The 17,958-nt window shown below is 34.9% G+C and carries 17 protein-coding genes; 3 read left to right on the forward strand and 14 right to left on the reverse strand.

Translation table 11 applies throughout. The annotated features are described in order from the left end of the window. Nucleotides 1-32 precede the first annotated feature (32 nt). On the reverse strand, nucleotides 33-1,829 hold the full coding sequence (locus DFR57_RS04435; RefSeq protein ID WP_114351951.1) for an ABC transporter ATP-binding protein: 1,797 nt from the start codon (nucleotides 1,827-1,829) through the stop codon (nucleotides 33-35). A gap of 175 nt (nucleotides 1,830-2,004) precedes the next feature. Between DFR57_RS04435 and DFR57_RS04440 the strand changes: the two genes are divergently transcribed. Further along, nucleotides 2,005-4,233, forward strand: coding sequence for an alpha-galactosidase (locus tag DFR57_RS04440; protein WP_114351952.1), 2,229 nt, complete (start codon nucleotides 2,005-2,007; stop codon nucleotides 4,231-4,233). A gap of 143 nt (nucleotides 4,234-4,376) precedes the next feature. On the opposite strand, the gene DFR57_RS04445 is transcribed toward DFR57_RS04440, so the two are convergent. From DFR57_RS04445 to DFR57_RS04470, 6 genes are all read right to left on the reverse strand, one after another. Further along, nucleotides 4,377-4,868 (reverse strand): PTS sugar transporter subunit IIA, encoded by a 492-nt coding sequence (locus tag DFR57_RS04445; RefSeq protein WP_114351953.1) that lies wholly within the window; start codon nucleotides 4,866-4,868, stop codon nucleotides 4,377-4,379. A gap of 524 nt (nucleotides 4,869-5,392) precedes the next feature. Beyond that, nucleotides 5,393-6,151, reverse strand: coding sequence for a sugar phosphate isomerase/epimerase family protein (locus DFR57_RS04450; protein WP_114351954.1), 759 nt, complete (start codon nucleotides 6,149-6,151; stop codon nucleotides 5,393-5,395). A gap of 17 nt (nucleotides 6,152-6,168) precedes the next feature. Further along, nucleotides 6,169-7,212, reverse strand: coding sequence for a Gfo/Idh/MocA family protein (locus DFR57_RS04455; protein ID WP_114351955.1), 1,044 nt, complete (start codon nucleotides 7,210-7,212; stop codon nucleotides 6,169-6,171). Between the two features lie 19 nt (nucleotides 7,213-7,231). Further along, nucleotides 7,232-8,200, reverse strand: a complete 969-nt coding sequence (locus DFR57_RS04460; protein ID WP_114351956.1) for a sugar phosphate isomerase/epimerase family protein — start codon at nucleotides 8,198-8,200, stop codon at nucleotides 7,232-7,234. A 34-nt stretch (nucleotides 8,201-8,234) separates the two neighbouring features. Continuing rightward, nucleotides 8,235-9,263 carry a Gfo/Idh/MocA family protein gene (locus tag DFR57_RS04465; RefSeq protein WP_114351957.1) on the reverse strand — a complete coding sequence of 343 codons (1,029 nt, stop codon included), beginning with the start codon at nucleotides 9,261-9,263 and terminating at the stop codon, nucleotides 8,235-8,237. Nucleotides 9,264-9,279: 16 nt separating this feature from the next. Then, a complete protein-coding gene (locus tag DFR57_RS04470) occupies nucleotides 9,280-9,996 on the reverse strand; it encodes a ThuA domain-containing protein (RefSeq protein ID WP_114351958.1) in 717 nt (238 codons plus the stop codon). A 115-nt stretch (nucleotides 9,997-10,111) separates the two neighbouring features. Here DFR57_RS04470 and DFR57_RS04475 point away from each other — a divergent pair, with 115 nt between their 5' ends. After that, entirely contained in the window at nucleotides 10,112-10,876 is a 765-nt protein-coding gene (locus DFR57_RS04475) for a helix-turn-helix transcriptional regulator (RefSeq protein ID WP_114351959.1), read from the forward strand. A gap of 1 nt (nucleotide 10,877) precedes the next feature. Here DFR57_RS04475 and DFR57_RS04480 read toward each other — a convergent pair whose 3' ends face one another. From DFR57_RS04480 to DFR57_RS04500, 5 genes are all read right to left on the reverse strand, one after another. Next, entirely contained in the window at nucleotides 10,878-11,555 is a 678-nt protein-coding gene (locus tag DFR57_RS04480; RefSeq protein WP_114351960.1) for a response regulator, read from the reverse strand. Nucleotides 11,556-12,067: 512 nt separating this feature from the next. Then, the gene (locus DFR57_RS04485; protein ID WP_114351961.1) at nucleotides 12,068-13,093 is read right to left on the reverse strand and encodes a hypothetical protein; all 1,026 of its coding nucleotides are present in this window, start codon (nucleotides 13,091-13,093) and stop codon (nucleotides 12,068-12,070) included. 27 nt (nucleotides 13,094-13,120) lie between these two features. Further along, entirely contained in the window at nucleotides 13,121-13,489 is a 369-nt protein-coding gene (locus DFR57_RS04490) for a helix-turn-helix domain-containing protein (protein WP_114351962.1), read from the reverse strand. 198 nt (nucleotides 13,490-13,687) lie between these two features. Further along, nucleotides 13,688-14,125, reverse strand: a complete 438-nt coding sequence (locus tag DFR57_RS04495; RefSeq protein ID WP_245937387.1) for a DUF5392 family protein — start codon at nucleotides 14,123-14,125, stop codon at nucleotides 13,688-13,690. A gap of 112 nt (nucleotides 14,126-14,237) precedes the next feature. Continuing rightward, complete coding sequence (locus DFR57_RS04500) at nucleotides 14,238-14,579, reverse strand: cupin domain-containing protein (protein WP_114351963.1); 342 nt, start codon at nucleotides 14,577-14,579, stop codon at nucleotides 14,238-14,240. 121 nt (nucleotides 14,580-14,700) lie between these two features. Here DFR57_RS04500 and DFR57_RS04505 point away from each other — a divergent pair, with 121 nt between their 5' ends. Continuing rightward, nucleotides 14,701-15,423 carry a metallophosphoesterase family protein gene (locus tag DFR57_RS04505; RefSeq protein WP_114351964.1) on the forward strand — a complete coding sequence of 241 codons (723 nt, stop codon included), beginning with the start codon at nucleotides 14,701-14,703 and terminating at the stop codon, nucleotides 15,421-15,423. Nucleotides 15,424-15,467: 44 nt separating this feature from the next. Here the strand turns inward: DFR57_RS04505 and DFR57_RS04510 are convergent, their stop codons facing one another. After that, a complete protein-coding gene (locus tag DFR57_RS04510) occupies nucleotides 15,468-17,552 on the reverse strand; it encodes a heavy metal translocating P-type ATPase (protein ID WP_114351965.1) in 2,085 nt (694 codons plus the stop codon). Beyond that, on the reverse strand, nucleotides 17,545-17,928 hold the full coding sequence (locus DFR57_RS04515) for an ArsR/SmtB family transcription factor (protein WP_114351966.1): 384 nt from the start codon (nucleotides 17,926-17,928) through the stop codon (nucleotides 17,545-17,547). The genes DFR57_RS04510 and DFR57_RS04515 overlap by 8 nt, the downstream gene beginning before the upstream one ends. Nucleotides 17,929-17,958 lie beyond the last annotated feature (30 nt).

Genomic DNA, 17,958 nt, shown 5'->3' on the forward strand with positions numbered 1-17,958 from the left:
AATAATAGAACTAGGAGCCTATCTTCTACTTTTTAAGAAACTGCTTCTGACGCCCTTTTCATTTTATAAAATTCACCTTTTAAAGCAATTAACTCTTCATAAGTCCCCATCTCTATACAATTGCCATGCTTCATGACAATGATACGATCCGCTTCTCTAATAGTTGAAAGTCTGTGTGCCACAATAAAAGTCGTCTTTCCTTTAACAAGCTCTTTCATTGCATCTTGTATTAATTTTTCAGATACATTGTCTAAGGCAGATGTTGCCTCATCTAAAATAACCATCTGAGGATTTCTAATAAATGCCCTTGCAATAGCAATTCGTTGTCGTTGGCCACCTGACATTCTATCTCCATGCTCCCCAATTTTTGTATCCAATCCTTCCGGTAATTCCTGAATGATATCCTCTAAATTAGCCATCTTTATCGCTTGTAGAACATCTTCTTCTGTAACGTCAGCAAGACCATATGCAATATTTTCACGAATAGAGCCAGAAAATAGAATCGTATTTTGTGGCACTACGGCAATTTTTTTGCGATAACTGCGCATACTGATTTCATCCATCGGTTTTTGGTCCATTAAAATCCTACCCGATGTCGGCCGGTAAAAGCCTGTAAGCAAATGTAAAATCGTAGACTTACCCGCTCCCGACTCCCCTACAAATGCGATCATTTCACCAGCTTTAACATGAAGATCAAAATTCTGAAGTACATGTTTTTCCGTATCACGATACTTAAAAAATACATCCTCAAATAGGACATCACCATGTAATTGCTTTAACTTTGTTCGACCTTGATATTCTTGTGTTTCTTTGGCAAACAATATTTCAGAAACAGAATGTATCGACTCAAAGCCTTTTGCTATTTGCGGATAAATGTTAATTAATCCTGAAATAGACATTAGAATGGTCGTAAAATATGTCTGATACAACACTACGTCACCAATTGGGATCTTTCCTTGATAGGCAAGGTATATGGTGAAAAGAAGACAAAGTACTTGAAATAATTGAAATGCGACCCAATTACTAGCTCCAAAAAATGCTTCCGTAATATCCAGTCGATAACCTTTTCCTCTTACATTTTGCAGCATAGAATCCATTTTGTTTATTTCAATCTTTTCTAAACCATGTGCTCTTGTAACAGGAATCATTTCAACAGTCTCCGCTACCTGCCCCGACATCTCTTCTACCTGCTGTCTGAATTCGCGGTTACGTTGCGTTAATTTCCCTTTAAAAAAATAAACAATCACAATAGAAATCGGAATGGCTACTATAAAAAAAGAAGCAACCGTCAAACTCCTTGTCGCAGTAACTGAAATTGCTACAATAACATTCATAATTGCTGGTAATACACCTAACATCGTCTGCTTTGACATGATTTCGATCATTTCTACGTCTCGCAATACTTTTGCCTGCAGCTTACCAGACCGCAATTCACTGTGATAGGAAATAGACAAATGTTGAAGCTTTCGTATTAATGTACTTCTTAAGCTTGCTTCAACATGTCTGATTGCTTTGCTCATAAAACTAATATGTAACATTTGACTAGGTAAATTTTGTATAATCACAACGGTTAAAACAATAATATTGATCCATAACATGCGCGTGTCATACTTTTCTGGTTCTGACACAAAATTAATCAAATTTGCCATCACTATCGGTAATATCCACACAGGTGAATGTTTTAGCATAAAAAATATAAAAGAAAGAAATAATTTCATGTAATGCCCTCTATACATCACATGAAGTGTCTGAAAAAGACGACCTTTAACATCTTGTTGCTCTTCGAATCTTTTTTCGAAATCTAAGGATATTCCTCTTTCAGTTGGCATATGCAGCCTCCTATCTAATAAAAATAAATTACCTAATCCATTAAGTAATATATTAATACTTTTAGACTATGTTTGTCTATACAATTTATTTTTTTACATAAAATACTTTGACTAAACACTATTAATTAACTATATTTAATAAGTAAGCGATAACTTATAAATGGAGGTATTGATCATGGCAATTAGCATAAATGAGAGTAAATTAGAATTTCACTTACATAATGAATCTGTCAGCTACATTTTTAGAGTTTTAGAAAAAAGCCATCAATTGGAGCATTTATATTATGGAAAAAAAATACATCATCGAAACTCATTCGAGCACTTAGTTGAAAGAGAATCTAGACCATCTTCTAACATGTTTGAAGGGGACCATACTTCTTCGTTGGAACACATCAGGCAAGAATATCCAAGCTATGGTACAACTGATTTTAGATTTCCAGCACACGCGATCCTGCAAGAAGATGGTAGTCATATAACAAACTTTGTCTTTGATTCGTATAGATTAGAAAAAGGCAAAGCTATACTTGAAGGTTTACCTGCAACGTATGTTGAAAAAGAAGAGGAAGCTGACACCTTAGAAGTTGATTTAGTCGATCATTATTTACAATGTCGATTAACACTAACTTACACAATCTATAGAGATCGAAGTGTTATTACTAGAAATGTTAGGTTTAAAAATGAAGGAGACAAAACCTATCAATTAGATCAAGCGATGAGTATGAACATCGACTTTCCAGATGATTGTTATGATATGGTTCATTTGCATGGCGCTTGGGCAAGAGAAGGACATGTGGAAACGAAACGCTTATCCAAGGGTATTCAGTCTATTTATAGTAATCGCGGGGCTAGTAGTCATGTTTTCAATCCGTTCTTTGCTTTAAAACGTTTTGATTCAACAGAACATAAAGGTGAGGTATACGGTTTTAGCCTTGTTTATAGCGGGAATTTTCTAGCACAAGTAGAAGTAGACACCTACAATGTAAGTCGTGTTTCCATGGGAATCAATCCATTTCGTTTCAGTTGGAAATTAAATCCCGAAGATACTTTCCAAACACCCGAGTGTGTCATGGTTTATTCCGACCAAGGAATCAATGGGATGAGCCAAACTTATCATAAGCTTTACCGGGATCGATTAGTTCGAGGCTATTGGCGCGACAAGACTCGTCCTATATTAATCAATAACTGGGAAGCAACTTATTTTGATTTTAACGAAGATAAAGTAATAGATATTGCAAAAGAATCAAAAAAGCTAGGGATTGAATTATTCGTTCTAGATGACGGATGGTTCGGAAAACGTGATGATGATTCTACGTCACTAGGTGACTGGTTTGAATATGAGGAGAAGCTTCCGAATGGTATCGAAGGCTTAGCAAGCAAAATAGAATCACTCGACATGCGGTTTGGACTCTGGTTTGAACCTGAAATGATTTCAAAGGGTACGAAGTTATACGAAAAACACCCTGACTGGTTAATAGCTACGCCTAATCGCAGAGTTTCTCATGGACGTAACCAGTACGTGCTTGATTTCTCTAGAATAGAAGTAGTTGATTATGTCTATGAGATGATGGATAAAATTATTTCTAAATCTAAAATATCGTACATTAAATGGGATATGAACCGCTACATCACAGAAGTATATGCAATCGCCCTTCCTCATGATCAGCAGGGTGAATTATTCCATCGATATATCCTTGGTGTGTATGACTTGTATGAGCGTTTATTGAAGAAATACCCTGAAATATTATTTGAATCTTGTGCTGGTGGCGGAGCTCGTTTTGATCCTGGTATGTTATACTATGCGCCTCAAACGTGGACCAGTGATGATACTGATGCCATTGAACGTCTGAAAATTCAATATGGAACTTCTTTGGTTTATCCACTTAGCTCCATAGGCAGTCATGTCTCTGCCATTCCCAATCATCAAGTAGGACGTATGACTCCAATGGATACAAGAGCAAATGTTGCTTATTTTGGCACCTTTGGATATGAGCTTGATGCAACTAAAATGACAGATGAAGATAAAGAAAAAGTAAAAGGTCAAGTTGCTTTTTTCAAATCACACCGTGAGCTTATACGCAGTGGTGAATTCTACAGACTAATGAATCCTTTTGAATCAAATGAAACTGCATGGATGGTGGTTTCAGAAGAGAAGGATGAGGCAATTGTTGGTTATTATAAGGTTTTAAATAACCCAAATGAAGCTTACCAGCGTTTAAAACTAACTGGATTAGATCCTATTAAACAATATCAAGTCAATGCTTTATCAAGAAACTATTATGGGGACGAATTAATGAATGTAGGTATAATACTATCTAATACCTTAAGTAATCCGGACGGAGAAAATTTAGGACTTGATCACGGAGATTATCAATCAAAAATTTATGTTTTAAAAGAAGTATTGTAAAGCTCTAATCAACATTTGACGGGAATGTAAATGGCTCTAGATAATAGAAACCGCATGACATCTGATTATACATCATGATATCATGCGGTTTATTTACTCTAATTGAAGAAGATTTCTGTCTAATTCTATCAAGTAAAATCTACTTATTTTTTGTTCACTTCCATTAAAACATCGCTTCCTGCAGTTACTTCATTTCCAGCAGCAGAGCTTGTGATTTCAAAGTCATCACCATTTAATAAGATGATTGGAGTAACTACTTTATAATCCATTTCTGCAATTTTAGTGATATCATAGGAAGCTAACTTATCTCCTTTTTTCACCTTTTGTCCATTTTCAACATGGATATCGAATCCATCTCCATTAAGGTTTACGGTTTCAAGGCCCATATGAATTAAAAACTCTGCACCTGCACCTGTTCTAAGACTTATCGCGTGCTTCGTTTTAAATACATCGACAACCTCTCCATCTATTGGTGAGACAACTTCATGTGAAGCTGGTTCTATAGCAATGCCATCACCCATCATTTTTTGTGAGAAAACCTGATCAGGAACTTCTTCAAGCGCTATCGCTTTACCTGTAATCGGCGCAACCATACTAAAATTTACTTCTTTTTTCTTAAACAATGATTTTAACATCACTTATACCTCCATTACATATTCTTTCTTTATACATCTTATACCCTATCTCTCTTTATGGTAATCAATAATAAAGAGAAAGCACGTTAACTGCTTGTCTCAGATAACATGTTATAAAAAATAAATAGTGAAATTATCTATTTTTCTTACCAATTTTTCCAAACGCATTTAAAATCAAGTGGGTAAAAATTAACGACAATAAATAGGCAATAAGAGGTTCAGTTGTGCTTAATATTGAAAGTAAAGATAAGAATAATAACGTTGATATAGTAAAAAGAATTATTAGATAAAGAAAGCCACTTATCATTGCTATGATCTAAACCACCTCCAACGGCACTATACAAACATTCATCCCTCTTCAACAACCTGCAAGTTAGTACTTTATATTTTTAACGAACTCTTCCAGTATTTTAACATAAAAATCCAGTTGATTACTTTAGAGATGAAAATTAAGAGAGAAATACAAAATCGTCTATAAAAAAGATGAAGCACATTTGCTCCATCTCTTTTAATACAATATTAAATTATCCAATTACTTTTTTAAGATTTTCTACATTTACTTTAGCGCTATCTAATGGATCACCATCAAATTGCTCTTGCTCAATCACATACCAATCGACACCATTTGCTTCTCCTGCAGTCCATAATGATTTAATATCAAGTGAACCGTGACCAATTTCAATGCTGCGTTTTTCTCCATCTTTTTCGAGCATATCTTTAATATGCAAAGAAACAACTAGATTTTCATAGGCATTAATTACTTGTAGTGGATCATAACCAGCATGGGTAGTCCAATAACAATCTAGTTCTACTTTCACTAAATCTGCATCTGTTTCTTCAAAAATAATATCAAATCCACGCTTACCATTACCAAGGTCGAAAAATTCCATATTGTGATTATGATAAGCAAATGTGAAACCAGCATCCTTACATTTTTGTCCAATTTCGTTTAGAGATTCTGCTGCTCTGTAGTAGCTTCCTTCATCTTCTCGTAATTCCTCAGGTAGAATAGGACATATAATTAAATCATTTCCTATTTTACGGTTGTATTCCAATGAAGCTTCTAGATTATCCCCAGTTAATGAGTTGTAAGGCATATGACTACCAGCTGCTACAATTCCAGCTTCATCCATTGCTTTTTTTAGTTCCTCTGCAGGTGTGTCAAAAAAACCAGCGAATTGTACGGCCTCATAGCCCATTTCTCCTAGCTTTTTAATCGTTCCAGTTAAGTCCTTTTCTGTATGATTTCTTACAGAGTATAATTGAATTGCTATTTTACCCATTATTACTCACCTCTTCTTTAGTCTATAATAACGGCTTTACCTGTTTCAGCAGATTTATATAAGCCATCAATTATTTTTTGAATTTTCGTACCTTGATCAGCAGTCGTAATTGGTGTAGTTTCATTTAAACAATGCTCAATAAAGTGAGCAATTTCCGCCTGATGTCCTTCAACTTCTGGTAAATAGGCTGGCGTTACATCTATTAGTGTATCGTGCTTTTCTTGATACATTTTTAATGGAAAGATATCAGCTCCGCCTTTATCACCCATTAATGAAACCTGCATCGTATCCTTTTTTTCTACATTTGCAGCAAAGGCTGTTTCAAGTAGTAGCGATTCACCATTTTTAAATGTAATCATTCCTACTGCCATATCTTCTACTGTGAAATTTTCATAATCCCAATCTCCAGAAAGACCAACACCTTTTCTTTTTCCTAAATGTTGGTGCGTTTGACCTAAAACAACTGCCGGTTCTGGATATCCCATTAAATATAAGGCAGTATCGAGCATATGAACGCCGATATCGATTAGTGGGCCACCACCTTGAAGCTCTTTATTGGTGAACACACCCCAGCCTGGAATACCTCGTCTTCGAACCGCTTTCACACGTGCAGAATAGATATATCCAAATTCATTACCTTCAACAAACCTTTTTGCTGTCTGTACTTCTTGTTGAAATCGATAATGGAAACCATACATTAAAATTTTCCCAGAATCTTGTTGAGCTCTTTCCATTTCTTCGGCTTCTTGTACATTCATTGCTGGTGGTTTCTCACAAAGCACGTTACAACCTGCATTTAATGCAGCAATGGTTGCCTCTTTATGAAATTTATTCGGTACACATACACTAACCGCATCAATTTCAATTGTATTCAGCATTTCATCATACGAAGTAAATACATGTGGAATATCAAATTTAGTAGCTACTGCTCTTACTCGTTCTTCCACAATATCTGTAATGGCTACAATTTCAATACGATCTGTATGCTGTAAATAATAAGGGATGTGTACTTCTGAAGCAATCCCACCCGCTCCGATAATGGCTACTTTTAATTTTTCCATTTCTTTACCTCCTCTAAAGCTATGCCCACCACATGTCAGCTGGTTGCTCTGTAATTAAAACTGTTTGCAAGTTCGTTACAGCTCTATTAAATCCTTCTTCAATAGACATAATTGGATCCTCGTGTTCAATTGAAACGACATAATCGTAACCAAATGTGCGCAATGCACTCATCATATTGGACCAATCCTGCATACTATGTCCACAGCCTACTGAGCGGAAATTCCACGCGCGTGTTTGAATATTTCCATATGGCTGCATATCCGTTAATCCATACATATTGACATTATCTTGATCAATATACGTATCCTTTGCATGAAAATGGTAGATTGCATCTTCTTTTGCTAATATTTTTATGGCTGCAACAGGGTCAATGCCTTGCCACCAGAGGTGACTTGGATCTAAATTTGCACCAATAGCTTTTGATGTTCTTTCACGTAATTTGAGCATTGTATGAGGGGTATGCACTAAAAACCCTGCATGTAACTCAATCCCGATTTTCACATCATTTTTCTCAGCTAGTGCACCAATTTCCTTCCAATACGGGATCAATTTGTTCTCCCATTGCCACTCTAGTAAATCAGAGAAATCTGTCGGCCATGGTGCCACAGGCCAATTTGGGTATTTCGCACCCTCTTGATCTCCTGGCGTACCAGAAAAACAATTAACGACCGGCACTTTCATTAATCCTGCTAATTCAATCGTTTTTCTTAATGCAACGTCACTCTCTTCACGAAATTTATCATCTGGCGTCAAAGGATTACCGTGGCAACTGAATGCACTAATGGAAAGTCCGCGATCTTCTACCTTTTTTAAATATTCATTTCTTTTACCTTCATCTTTAAGTAAGCTGTCAATATCACAATGACTGTTTCCAGGATATGCGCCTGTTCCAATCTCTACCGCATCAAGTCCAGCTGCTTTAACATAATCCAACATTTCCTCAAAGGATTTCTCACCAAATAAAACGGTAAACACACCTAACTTCATTTCGATTCCTCCTCGTACGCTTTTTATATCTGCATTAGTTTATTGCTATTGTCTTTTTCGTTTCATTAGATTCTAAAGCTGCTAAAATAATTTTAAGAGAATTATATCCTTCTTCCCCACAAATCAATGGTTTAGTATTGTTTTCGATGCTCTCTACAAAATGAGAAATAACACCTGAAGAAGTTTGCTCAGCTATTTTATTAGTCTGAATTTGCCCTAATTCATAATTCACTTTTGAACCGTCATTGTATTGCGCGATTAAACTATACGTTGGATGCTCTTCTAGACGCAGCATCCCTTTCTCCCCGTAAATGACAGTGGAATTATCTTCTCCTGCGTTATAAGCCCAACTAGCTGTTAATGTGCCGATAATACCGGATTCACTTCTTAACACAGCTACTGCTTGATCATCAACATTACTATTTTCTTTTGCAGATGACTCTACCAATGAAGAGACTTCTTTAAATTCTTCTCCCAATATATAACGAATAAGATCAGCTTTATGCACACCAAGATCTCCTAATGCACCTATAAAAGCTTCCTCTTTACGGAAGAACCAACTATCTGCCCCATCAATGCTCCAGCCTTCAGGACCGCCATGACCAAATGTTGTTCTGAAGCTATAAATTTTTCCTAGTGCACCTTCTGCAATTAAGTCACGAGCCTTTTGATGAGACGGAACAAATCGTTGATTATGTGCAATCATCAATGTCTTACCGGATTTCCCTCCCGCTTCGATCATGCTTTTTGCTTCTTCATCAGATGTTGCCATAGGCTTTTCACATAACACATGCTTGTGATTTTCCAAAGCAAATACTGTCACAGGTGCATGCAAATAGTTTGGAAGGCAAACGCTTACAGCTTGAACCTCAGGATCAACGATAGCCTCTTTATACGAAGTGTATGCTTTTGCTCCATATTTCAATGCTGTTTCCTGCACTCTTTCTTCTAATACATCACATACTGCTACAATTTCAACATCTGGATGGTTATCGTACTCAGGTAAATGTCGATGGATGGCAATACTTCCACATCCAATCACTGCTACTTTTAATTTTTCCATAATAAAATCATTCCTCCTATTTATTTATATTTTCTAATGGTTTTGCATTTCCATAAGTAGGATAATCTCTACCTACTGGCGCTACCCAATTTACAGCATTTTTGATGACCTGTTGAATTTGTGCTTGATGATAAGTCGGATATGCTTCATGACCAGGTCTAAAATAAAATATTTTTCCGTTTCCTCTTCTATATGTGCAACCAGAGCGGAATACTTCTCCACCTTCAAACCAACTCATAAATACAAGCTCTTCTGGTGTGGGGATATCAAAATGCTCTCCATACATCTCTTCTTTTTCAAGCTCAATGTATTCTCCAATCCCTTTTGCAATTGGATGGCTCGGATCTATCACCCACAGGCGTTCTTTTTCATCTGCTTCACGCCACTTTAAGTCACAGCTTGTTCCCATAAGCTTTTTAAAGATTTTAGAAAAGTGACCGGAATGCAGTACGATTAAACCCATTCCCTGTAACACACGCTGATGGATTTTTTCCACCCATTCGTCTGCAACCTCATGATGCGCCAAATGGCCCCACCAAATTAATACATCTGTATTTTCTAAAAGTTCATCTGATAATCCATGATTTTCTTCATCTAAAGTTGCAGTTAATACTTGATCCTCATCGTTATCCAAAAAAGATTTTATAGCTCCATGGATACCGTTTGGATATATTTTTGCAACTTCGTTATTTTTCTTTTCGTGTCTATATTCATTCCATACTAATATTTGCATCTTACCGATTCCCTCCTTACCTATTTGATTACATCATAAAGGATTCGCAATGAAATGAACATAAATGATATAATTAAAACATGAACTATTTTGCTATTGAAAGTTGGGGAAGAAAATGAAAATTCGATTTTGTGGTTATTCTTACCATGCAAAGAAGTATCATACTGCACATCGTTCTGGATTAGCTTCTTATCTATTTCGCTTACAAACAGATGGCATTGCAGAAGTTACTGTGAAAGGAAAGAAGAGTCGAATTAAAAAAGGGGACTTACTTATTGTAAAGCCTTCTGAAAAGTATGAATTATGGGTGGATGAGGGGAATAAAAGTGGTGATTTTCATCTTTTGTGCGAGGGTGAATGGATCGATAATTTATTTCGTGATTCACCTGCCATTACAAAGATTGAGTTAGAGGATACGCTTATTTCTCTATGGCACCATATTATTTTAGAAGAAAGAAGACCAAAAAAAGAACAAAATGAAGAGCTTTCCCATTATTTGCTGAAAGCTCTATCTATTTCACTTAAAAGGTTAATCGATGACCGTGCTACAAATTATCATCGACCATATGTAGTTACTCGAATGATGCGGTACATAGAAGAACACGCAACGACGCCAGGATTTCGTCTGGAAGATGTAGCGAAGCATTGTGATCTTAGCGTCTCACGCTGTGTGCATCTATTTAAAGAAAATTTAGCTAAAACAATGTTAGATTATGCACAAGAAATACGAATTTCGGCTGCATTAAATCAAATGAAATATACAACTATGACCTTAGAAACAATTTCGGATAATTGTGGTTTCGGTTCTTATTCTTACTTCCATCGCGTTTTCAAAAAATATCACGGTAAAGCACCTAATGAAGTCAGAAATAAGCTTTAATTTACCCAGTCATTTTTGAGAGCATTTGTAAAAGCTCTACTCTATTTTTGATATCAAGCTTTTTGTATACAAGTGATAAATAATTTTTAACTGTACCCTCTGAAATAGATAACTCTTCAGCGATCATGCGATTTGTCCAACCCTTTTTCAACAATTGGATAATTTGCCATTCACGCTTATTTAAATCTGTTCGATCAGCAAAATGTTCTTTAATAAAATGAAGAGAGCTTTCTCGTTCTATTTGTAGTAGCGCATCTAGTCTTTTTGAGAAATACTGGACAAGCTTCTGCGGTGCTACAAATTTACCTTCTGTTATAAACCTTAAAATATCTTTAAATTCCTTCAGCCCTGAGCTTTTTAAAATATAGCCATCTGCACATACCGATAAAACTGTTTCAATCGATTCTTCATCATCATATGCACTTAATAGTACTACCTTCATATCCGGGTATTCGGTTTTAAGTTTCTTCGCACAGGCTAAACCATCCATCACAGGCATATGGATATCTAATAAACAAAGGTAGGGTCTAATTTCCTTTTCTTCGATAAATTCAATTACCTCTTGACCATTTGTTAATTTGCCAATTACACTAAATTCATCCATATCTTCGACAAAATTTGTGATCATATCTCTAAAAAGTGTTTGCGATTCTGCTACGACTACTGTGTGTTTGCTCAAGTTAGTAACCCCCATTTTTTATTATTCCTTACAAAACGAACTCCCTTAGATAAAAATGTTATTTATTATTTAATCGATCGTTACATATGACTTTCATCCTTGAAAAACAAGGTTAAAATAACTACAATACCGTTATTATACCCTAAAACCTATTCTTATTAAAGAACATTTTAGTATTATTTGCCTAATAAATGAAAATATTTAATTTAAACGTTTTTTTTATATTACAAATTCACTAAAAATTTTTATAGTACATAGCTACTTATCATCGTTCATTATAAATACACCATCGTTATCACCCTTTTGAAAATTCTTAATTAAGAACATTTTCCGCTAAAAAATGACGTGTATTTCACACCTTTTAAATCTTACTTTGTCGCTTTTCTTTTTTAAAGAGTCTGACACTAATTATCCTTTTTTAATATATGACTATACGACTTCTTATTCTATATAAAGAACATTACTACAAAATTAATTTTATTGCAATACATTCATACTAAAATAACTTATTTTTATCTTTTAGCCATATCCAACCATGCTTTCCATGATACTTCCTGCTTACCAGACAGATGAAGAATTGGCATGCCGAGAGTTACGGCATCCCATGCAGCCCATGTCATTTTATTATCAGTATTTAACTGGATATATTTATCTACTTTGGAAAAGAAACTGTATGCATACATACCTTTTTGAATAAGCTGAACATAACCTTCTAATTGAAACTGTTGCAATTGACGTCTGAATTTTTCTTCATTCTCTATTTCACCGATAATAACCCAGTACACATTGTCTTGATTATGTTTAATTTTTTGTAAAAATGATAATATTCTTCTTGTTTCCATTTGCGAAATAGAAGGTTGATAAGTCAAAAGGTAATCTTCCTTAATCTTTTTATGTGTATCCTGTTGCCAAGCAATCAATTTATTTAATATCCGAGCATAGTTAATTTGAGCATAGGAAATCCACTTTAGATCGCTCGTTTCGTAATGTTGTTGATAGAAAGCTTTCACAGATAAAGATGCAGTGAATATTTGTTCAAATTTTTCAAAATAATTTGATTGTACTTTCTTCCACTCACCAGTGAAAAAAGTATTGGTGTGTAGCCACATATACTTCTTTTCCGCCTGAACCATATCTGCAACATAGTAAGATGAAATACCTTGAGATAGCGTTATCGCTTGCGTGTACAAATAACAATTATTTTGAATACGAGACTTTATATCGGACCACCACAATATTGATAAATTGGGAGCTAGATACGTTAATTTTCTCAAGTGCATGCTTATTTCTAGTAAGTTTAATTGAAATTGCCAACTCGTTACATTCTTCTCTAATTCACTACTGATCATCCTGATGGGCGGTAATACTTTACCAAATGTCCGAAGTTTTCTTGCAAGCGATAATTTTGGTGTTAATAGTTGAATGTCAACTTCTGTAGCCTGCTCGCTCATTACAGAAACAAAATAAAGCATTTCTTCTTCGGTTAATATAGGATCGTAAAGATCAAGAACAATTAATAAGCGATTTCCCTTCACCATATTTAATCTTCCTTTCAAGTATTGGAATCAATCATTCTTTTTTATAGCGTTAGAAGCTACATTATCTATTTCTTTCTGTTTGTTTTTCCATTTCACAAATTCAAAGACCGGCTTATAAGCGATCAACTCTTCTTTTTTTATACCTAATTCATCTAGAGTCTGACTAACGCTTTCTTGATTATATTCATCATCATTTTGATTAATGTTTCCTACTAATGTAATCAGACTTACGTCTAATACTTTTGATATCTTTTCTAAAATTTGAATTGATGGATTATCATTTAAGTTCCGTTCAATATTACTCAAATATGACTTAGATATTTGTGCACGTTCTGCTAGTTCTGACAAAGTTAAATTCTTTTCTTTACGAATGCGGTTAATATTATCACCTATCATTCTAACCCCTCACATTCTACTCATTTGCGAATCATATTTTTATAAATGATAGATACAAATAACAAGGTATCTAACTCAAGTTTAATTCTTTATAAAGAACAAGTCAACTTATTTTTAGATATATTGTTCTTTTTTAAGAATTTATACCTCAAATAAAAGTCTCTTAACTAGAGTTAAGAGACTTTTTAAAAAGCTATATTATACAATTTTTTTCCTTTGATTTTCTTCCGTTAGAAAGCGCATGAAATGCTGTAACGAAAGGTTTGGTTGTGATTCAATTAGTTTTATGTATACATCCTTTTGATAATCGTTTGCATATTTACTATGTTTAATTCGTTCAATAATATGTAAGTTTTGGATACTTCTCATTTTTCTTTTAATAAATTTAGATTCATGATAAAGGGCAAATCCTATTGCAGCCATCAACGCATAAACAGATGACAACATTAATGTGTTTGAAGTATAACTATTCGTAAACAAGAAAAATATCAATTGTAAGACTGAGACAATAATAATTGGAATAGAAAACATGACATATCTAGTATTCTTTTTCACTAATGGACTAATTTTTTTGAATAAATCTTCTAATTCTACCCGAATAAAAGACGGTAACTCATTTGTCATTGTAGAATACACCTTCATTACCTCCAATCTTTTTTTACTTTACTTTTATCTTTTCCCGTTTTTCAAAATTAAAAACCTATACCCTAACTTAAGGCATAGGTTAATTGTTCTAATCTTAACATGATTAAATGTTAGTTGCGAATCTCTCATCTGGCGTTCGATTTAATAAAACATGAATACTTGTTTCTGCATCCGTATTATTTTGAAAAGCTAATTCTTCCTCACCAGTTACAAATAAATAATCACCAGCACTAACTGCGTGTTCCTCTCCATCTATAATAAAAGCACCACCACCACTTATAACCTGTAAAAAAACATGTGATCCAGGATGTTTATGGGCTGGTAAAGATTGATCACCAGAAAAATTCAACATAAACGCAGTGCTTGCCCCTTCTTTAAAAATAATGCGCTTGGTGAATTTATTAGAATCAAAAAGAATAAAATTTGTTAATTTTTGTTTTTGCATACTATTACCTCCTAAAAGTATTAATTCTAGTATACATGATTGAAACTTACAAGGTAGTGAGAATTATCACTTGGATTATTTGAAATCCTTTATTATGATGGAGAAAAGAAAGGGTGATTTTATGAAATTAGCATTTATTTCAGATATCCATGGGAATGCTATTGCACTAGACGCTGTTTTAGAGGACATACAAAATAAAGGGGTAGAGGAAACCATTGTTTTAGGTGATATTGCGTATAGAGGACCTGAACCTAAAAGATCGATCGAATTGGTTCGAAAACATAGCACTCAAATTATCAAAGGAAATGCAGACGAATGGGTTGTTAGAGGTGTAGAAAAAGGTGAGGTGCCAGATAAAGCATTAGCGCTTATGCAAAAAGAAGCTGACTGGACAAAAAATCAACTATCAGAGGAAGATATTAATTTTCTAAATGACTTAGACACGGAACTGATAATAAAAGCAGGCAATAAGAAAATACACGCCTTCCATGCAACACCAAATAGCCTTTTTGATGTCGTAAACCCAAATGATTCTAATGAAAAACTTTTAGCTGAATTAACACAAAAAGAAAAGGCTGATGTTTATTTATATGGACATATACATCAAGCATACAGTCGTGTAATAATAGGCAAAAGGATTATTAATTTGGGTAGTGTTGGCTTACCCTTTGATGGAATTCCAGAAGCTTCATATGTATTGGTTGAAGTGAGCAATAACAGTCTTCAAACTTCACACGTCCGTGTGCCATATTCCATTGAAAAAGCAATTCAGATGTATGATGAAGTTGATTATCCCAATAAAGAAATGATGAAAGAAATCGTACGTAATGGCGAAATATCCTAGATAAAAAGGTGCTGTCAGTTAAAAGACAGCACCTTTTTATTTTACTATTTGTAGGTTCGTGCTAAGCGTAAAGCATTTAAAACCACGAGTAATGTTGCCCCCATATCCGCGATGATCGCAAGCCACAACGTTAACCATCCAGGAATGATTAATAATAAGGCAATCACTTTTAAACCAAGTGCTAACATTATATTTTCAATCATAATCCTTCTTGTTTTTTTACTTAGTTTAATCACATAAGGTACCTTTATTAAGTCATCTTCCATTAATACAATATCAGCAGTTTCAAGTGCTGTATCTGACCCAGCACCACCCATTGCTATCCCAATATTTGCTTTTGCTAAGGCCGGACCATCATTAATGCCATCACCGATCATAGCTACTCTTCCATATTCCGCTTCCAAATCTGAGATAGCTGCTAATTTATCTTCAGGTAAAAGCTCTGCTTTTACATCTGTTATTGCTAATTCCTTTGCAATAACATTTGCTACTGATGAGCTATCCCCGGTTAACATCACCGTATGCTTGATGCCTAGTTCTTTCATTTGCTGCATTACCTTTTTCACATTGTGTCTAGGTCGGTCACTTACTGTAATATAACCAAATACTTCTTGCTCATTCCCAACAAAAATTACTGTTTTTCCAATTAAATCTTCATTGTTTTCAAACGGTTGTTGCACATCTTCAAATAAGGCACGATTTCCCACCTTTAAAATTTCTCCGTTTATCTCTGCTGAGGCACCTTTACCAGTATACGATTGAAAAGAACTAGCTGAAAGCTTTTCTAATCCATCTGCCTTTTTAATAATTGCGATGGCCAAGGGATGTTCTGAGTATGTTTCAATAGCAGCAGCAATTTGAAGTATTTCATCTTTTGTTTTTTCGCTGATTGAAATGACACTAGTAACCTCAGGCTTTCCCTCTGTTAAAGTCCCTGTTTTATCAAAAGCTATCGCATCTAAATTTCCTGTTTGTTCTAAATGAATGCCACCCTTAATTAGAACACCATTTCTAGCAGCATTGCCTATTGCAGTTACAATTGCAACTGGTGTAGATATGACTAATGCACATGGGCAACCTACCACTAGCACTGCCAAACCTGTGTACAGCCATGCATTAAAATCGGCTTGGAAAAATACAGGTGGAATGAGAATAACTAAAGCTGCTAATAACAAAATTGCCGGAGTATAATATTTGGCAAACTGATCAATGAACTTTTGAGCAGGTGCTTTTTCAGCCTGCGCTTCTTCTACCAAGTGGATGATTTTTGCAATGGTCGTGTCTTCCACTCTTTTTGTAACCTTTACTTTCAACGCACCTTGTTCGTTTATGGATCCGGCAAACACCTGGTCGCCTCTTGTTTTATAAACAGGGATGGATTCACCAGTAATTGGAGCCTGATTCACAGAAGATTCCCCTTCCGAAATCTCTCCATCCATTGCTATTTTTTCTCCAGGTTTCACAACGATTGTGTCTGAAACCTGAATGTCTTCTACATCTACTTCTATTAGTTCGTTATCTCTTTGCAACACTGCTCGTTTTGGTGCAAGCTCAAGCAACGAACTTAACGATTGTCTTGCTTTATCCATTGAATACGATTCTAATAATTCACTAATTGCAAATAAGAGGACAACAATCGCAGCTTCCTCCCACTCCCCAATTAGAGCAGCACCAATAATCGCAATTGTCATCAGTGTCTTCATATCAAAATTTAATCTCGCTAAATTTTTTAAACCTTCTATAAATAATGCATAACCACCAATTATAATAGCCAGCACGAAGCTTGCAAGAGCTAAGAGATTTCCTTCACTTGTATTCCATTCTAGAATATATCCGCTAATTATAAACAATAAGGAAATTGTCATTGTTATATATTGTTTATTTTTCCAAAATGGTAAATGAGTTTTAGGAGAGCTTTCTCTTTCTGGATAGACCTTTATCTTATCAAATGCCCCCGCTTTCTCTAACTCTTCTATTGTTGCTTCACCGTGTACCGTTACTTTAGATGCTCCAAAGTTCAAATCAACGGCGGTTACTCCATCTATTTGTTGAATGTTTTTCTCAAATTTCGCTGCACAATTTGTACAGGATAGGCCTTGCAATCGATAGGTTTGTTTAACATCAGACACCTATAACACCTACCTTCTTGCTTCCACTTACTAATTGAATCATTTCTTTAATTGAGGCATGTGCTAAAGAATAAAATACTAGTTTACCTTCTTTTCGGTAATTAGCAATTCCCATATTGCGTAAATATCGTAAGTGATGAGACGCTGTCGCTGTTGTAATTTCTAAAATATTTGCTACATCACAAACACAAAGCTCTTCTTCTAGGGTTAATGCATAAGCAATTTTCAGACGTGTACCATCTGCCAAAGCCTTGAAGATTAACTCTAAGCCGTCTACCTTTTTTATCATTGGCTGTATATTTTTCACAACTTCCTCATCATAACAATAGGTTTGACAAGTATCTGTAGAATTTAACTTTACTTTTTTTTCAACCATTATTCCACCTCATTCAAATATACATTTGAT

This window comes from Saliterribacillus persicus (assembly GCF_003337485.1).
Lineage (GTDB): Bacteria > Bacillota > Bacilli > Bacillales > Amphibacillaceae > Saliterribacillus > Saliterribacillus persicus.

Bases quoted from the DNA above. Each gene is read 5' to 3' on its own strand.
- DFR57_RS04435 (WP_114351951.1), bottom strand. From the start codon at position 1,829: ATGCCAACTGAAAGAGGAATATCCTTAGATTTCGAAAAAAGATTCGAA.
- DFR57_RS04440 (WP_114351952.1), top strand. From the start codon at position 2,005: ATGGCAATTAGCATAAATGAGAGTAAATTAGAATTTCACTTACATAAT.
- DFR57_RS04445 (WP_114351953.1), bottom strand. From the start codon at position 4,868: ATGTTAAAATCATTGTTTAAGAAAAAAGAAGTAAATTTTAGTATGGTT.
- DFR57_RS04450 (WP_114351954.1), bottom strand. From the start codon at position 6,151: ATGGGTAAAATAGCAATTCAATTATACTCTGTAAGAAATCATACAGAA.
- DFR57_RS04455 (WP_114351955.1), bottom strand. From the start codon at position 7,212: ATGGAAAAATTAAAAGTAGCCATTATCGGAGCGGGTGGGATTGCTTCA.
- DFR57_RS04460 (WP_114351956.1), bottom strand. From the start codon at position 8,200: ATGAAGTTAGGTGTGTTTACCGTTTTATTTGGTGAGAAATCCTTTGAG.
- DFR57_RS04465 (WP_114351957.1), bottom strand. From the start codon at position 9,263: ATGGAAAAATTAAAAGTAGCAGTGATTGGATGTGGAAGTATTGCCATC.
- DFR57_RS04470 (WP_114351958.1), bottom strand. From the start codon at position 9,996: ATGCAAATATTAGTATGGAATGAATATAGACACGAAAAGAAAAATAAC.
- DFR57_RS04475 (WP_114351959.1), top strand. From the start codon at position 10,112: ATGAAAATTCGATTTTGTGGTTATTCTTACCATGCAAAGAAGTATCAT.
- DFR57_RS04485 (WP_114351961.1), bottom strand. From the start codon at position 13,093: ATGGTGAAGGGAAATCGCTTATTAATTGTTCTTGATCTTTACGATCCT.
- DFR57_RS04490 (WP_114351962.1), bottom strand. From the start codon at position 13,489: ATGATAGGTGATAATATTAACCGCATTCGTAAAGAAAAGAATTTAACT.
- DFR57_RS04500 (WP_114351963.1), bottom strand. From the start codon at position 14,579: ATGCAAAAACAAAAATTAACAAATTTTATTCTTTTTGATTCTAATAAA.
- DFR57_RS04505 (WP_114351964.1), top strand. From the start codon at position 14,701: ATGAAATTAGCATTTATTTCAGATATCCATGGGAATGCTATTGCACTA.
- DFR57_RS04515 (WP_114351966.1), bottom strand. From the start codon at position 17,928: ATGGTTGAAAAAAAAGTAAAGTTAAATTCTACAGATACTTGTCAAACC.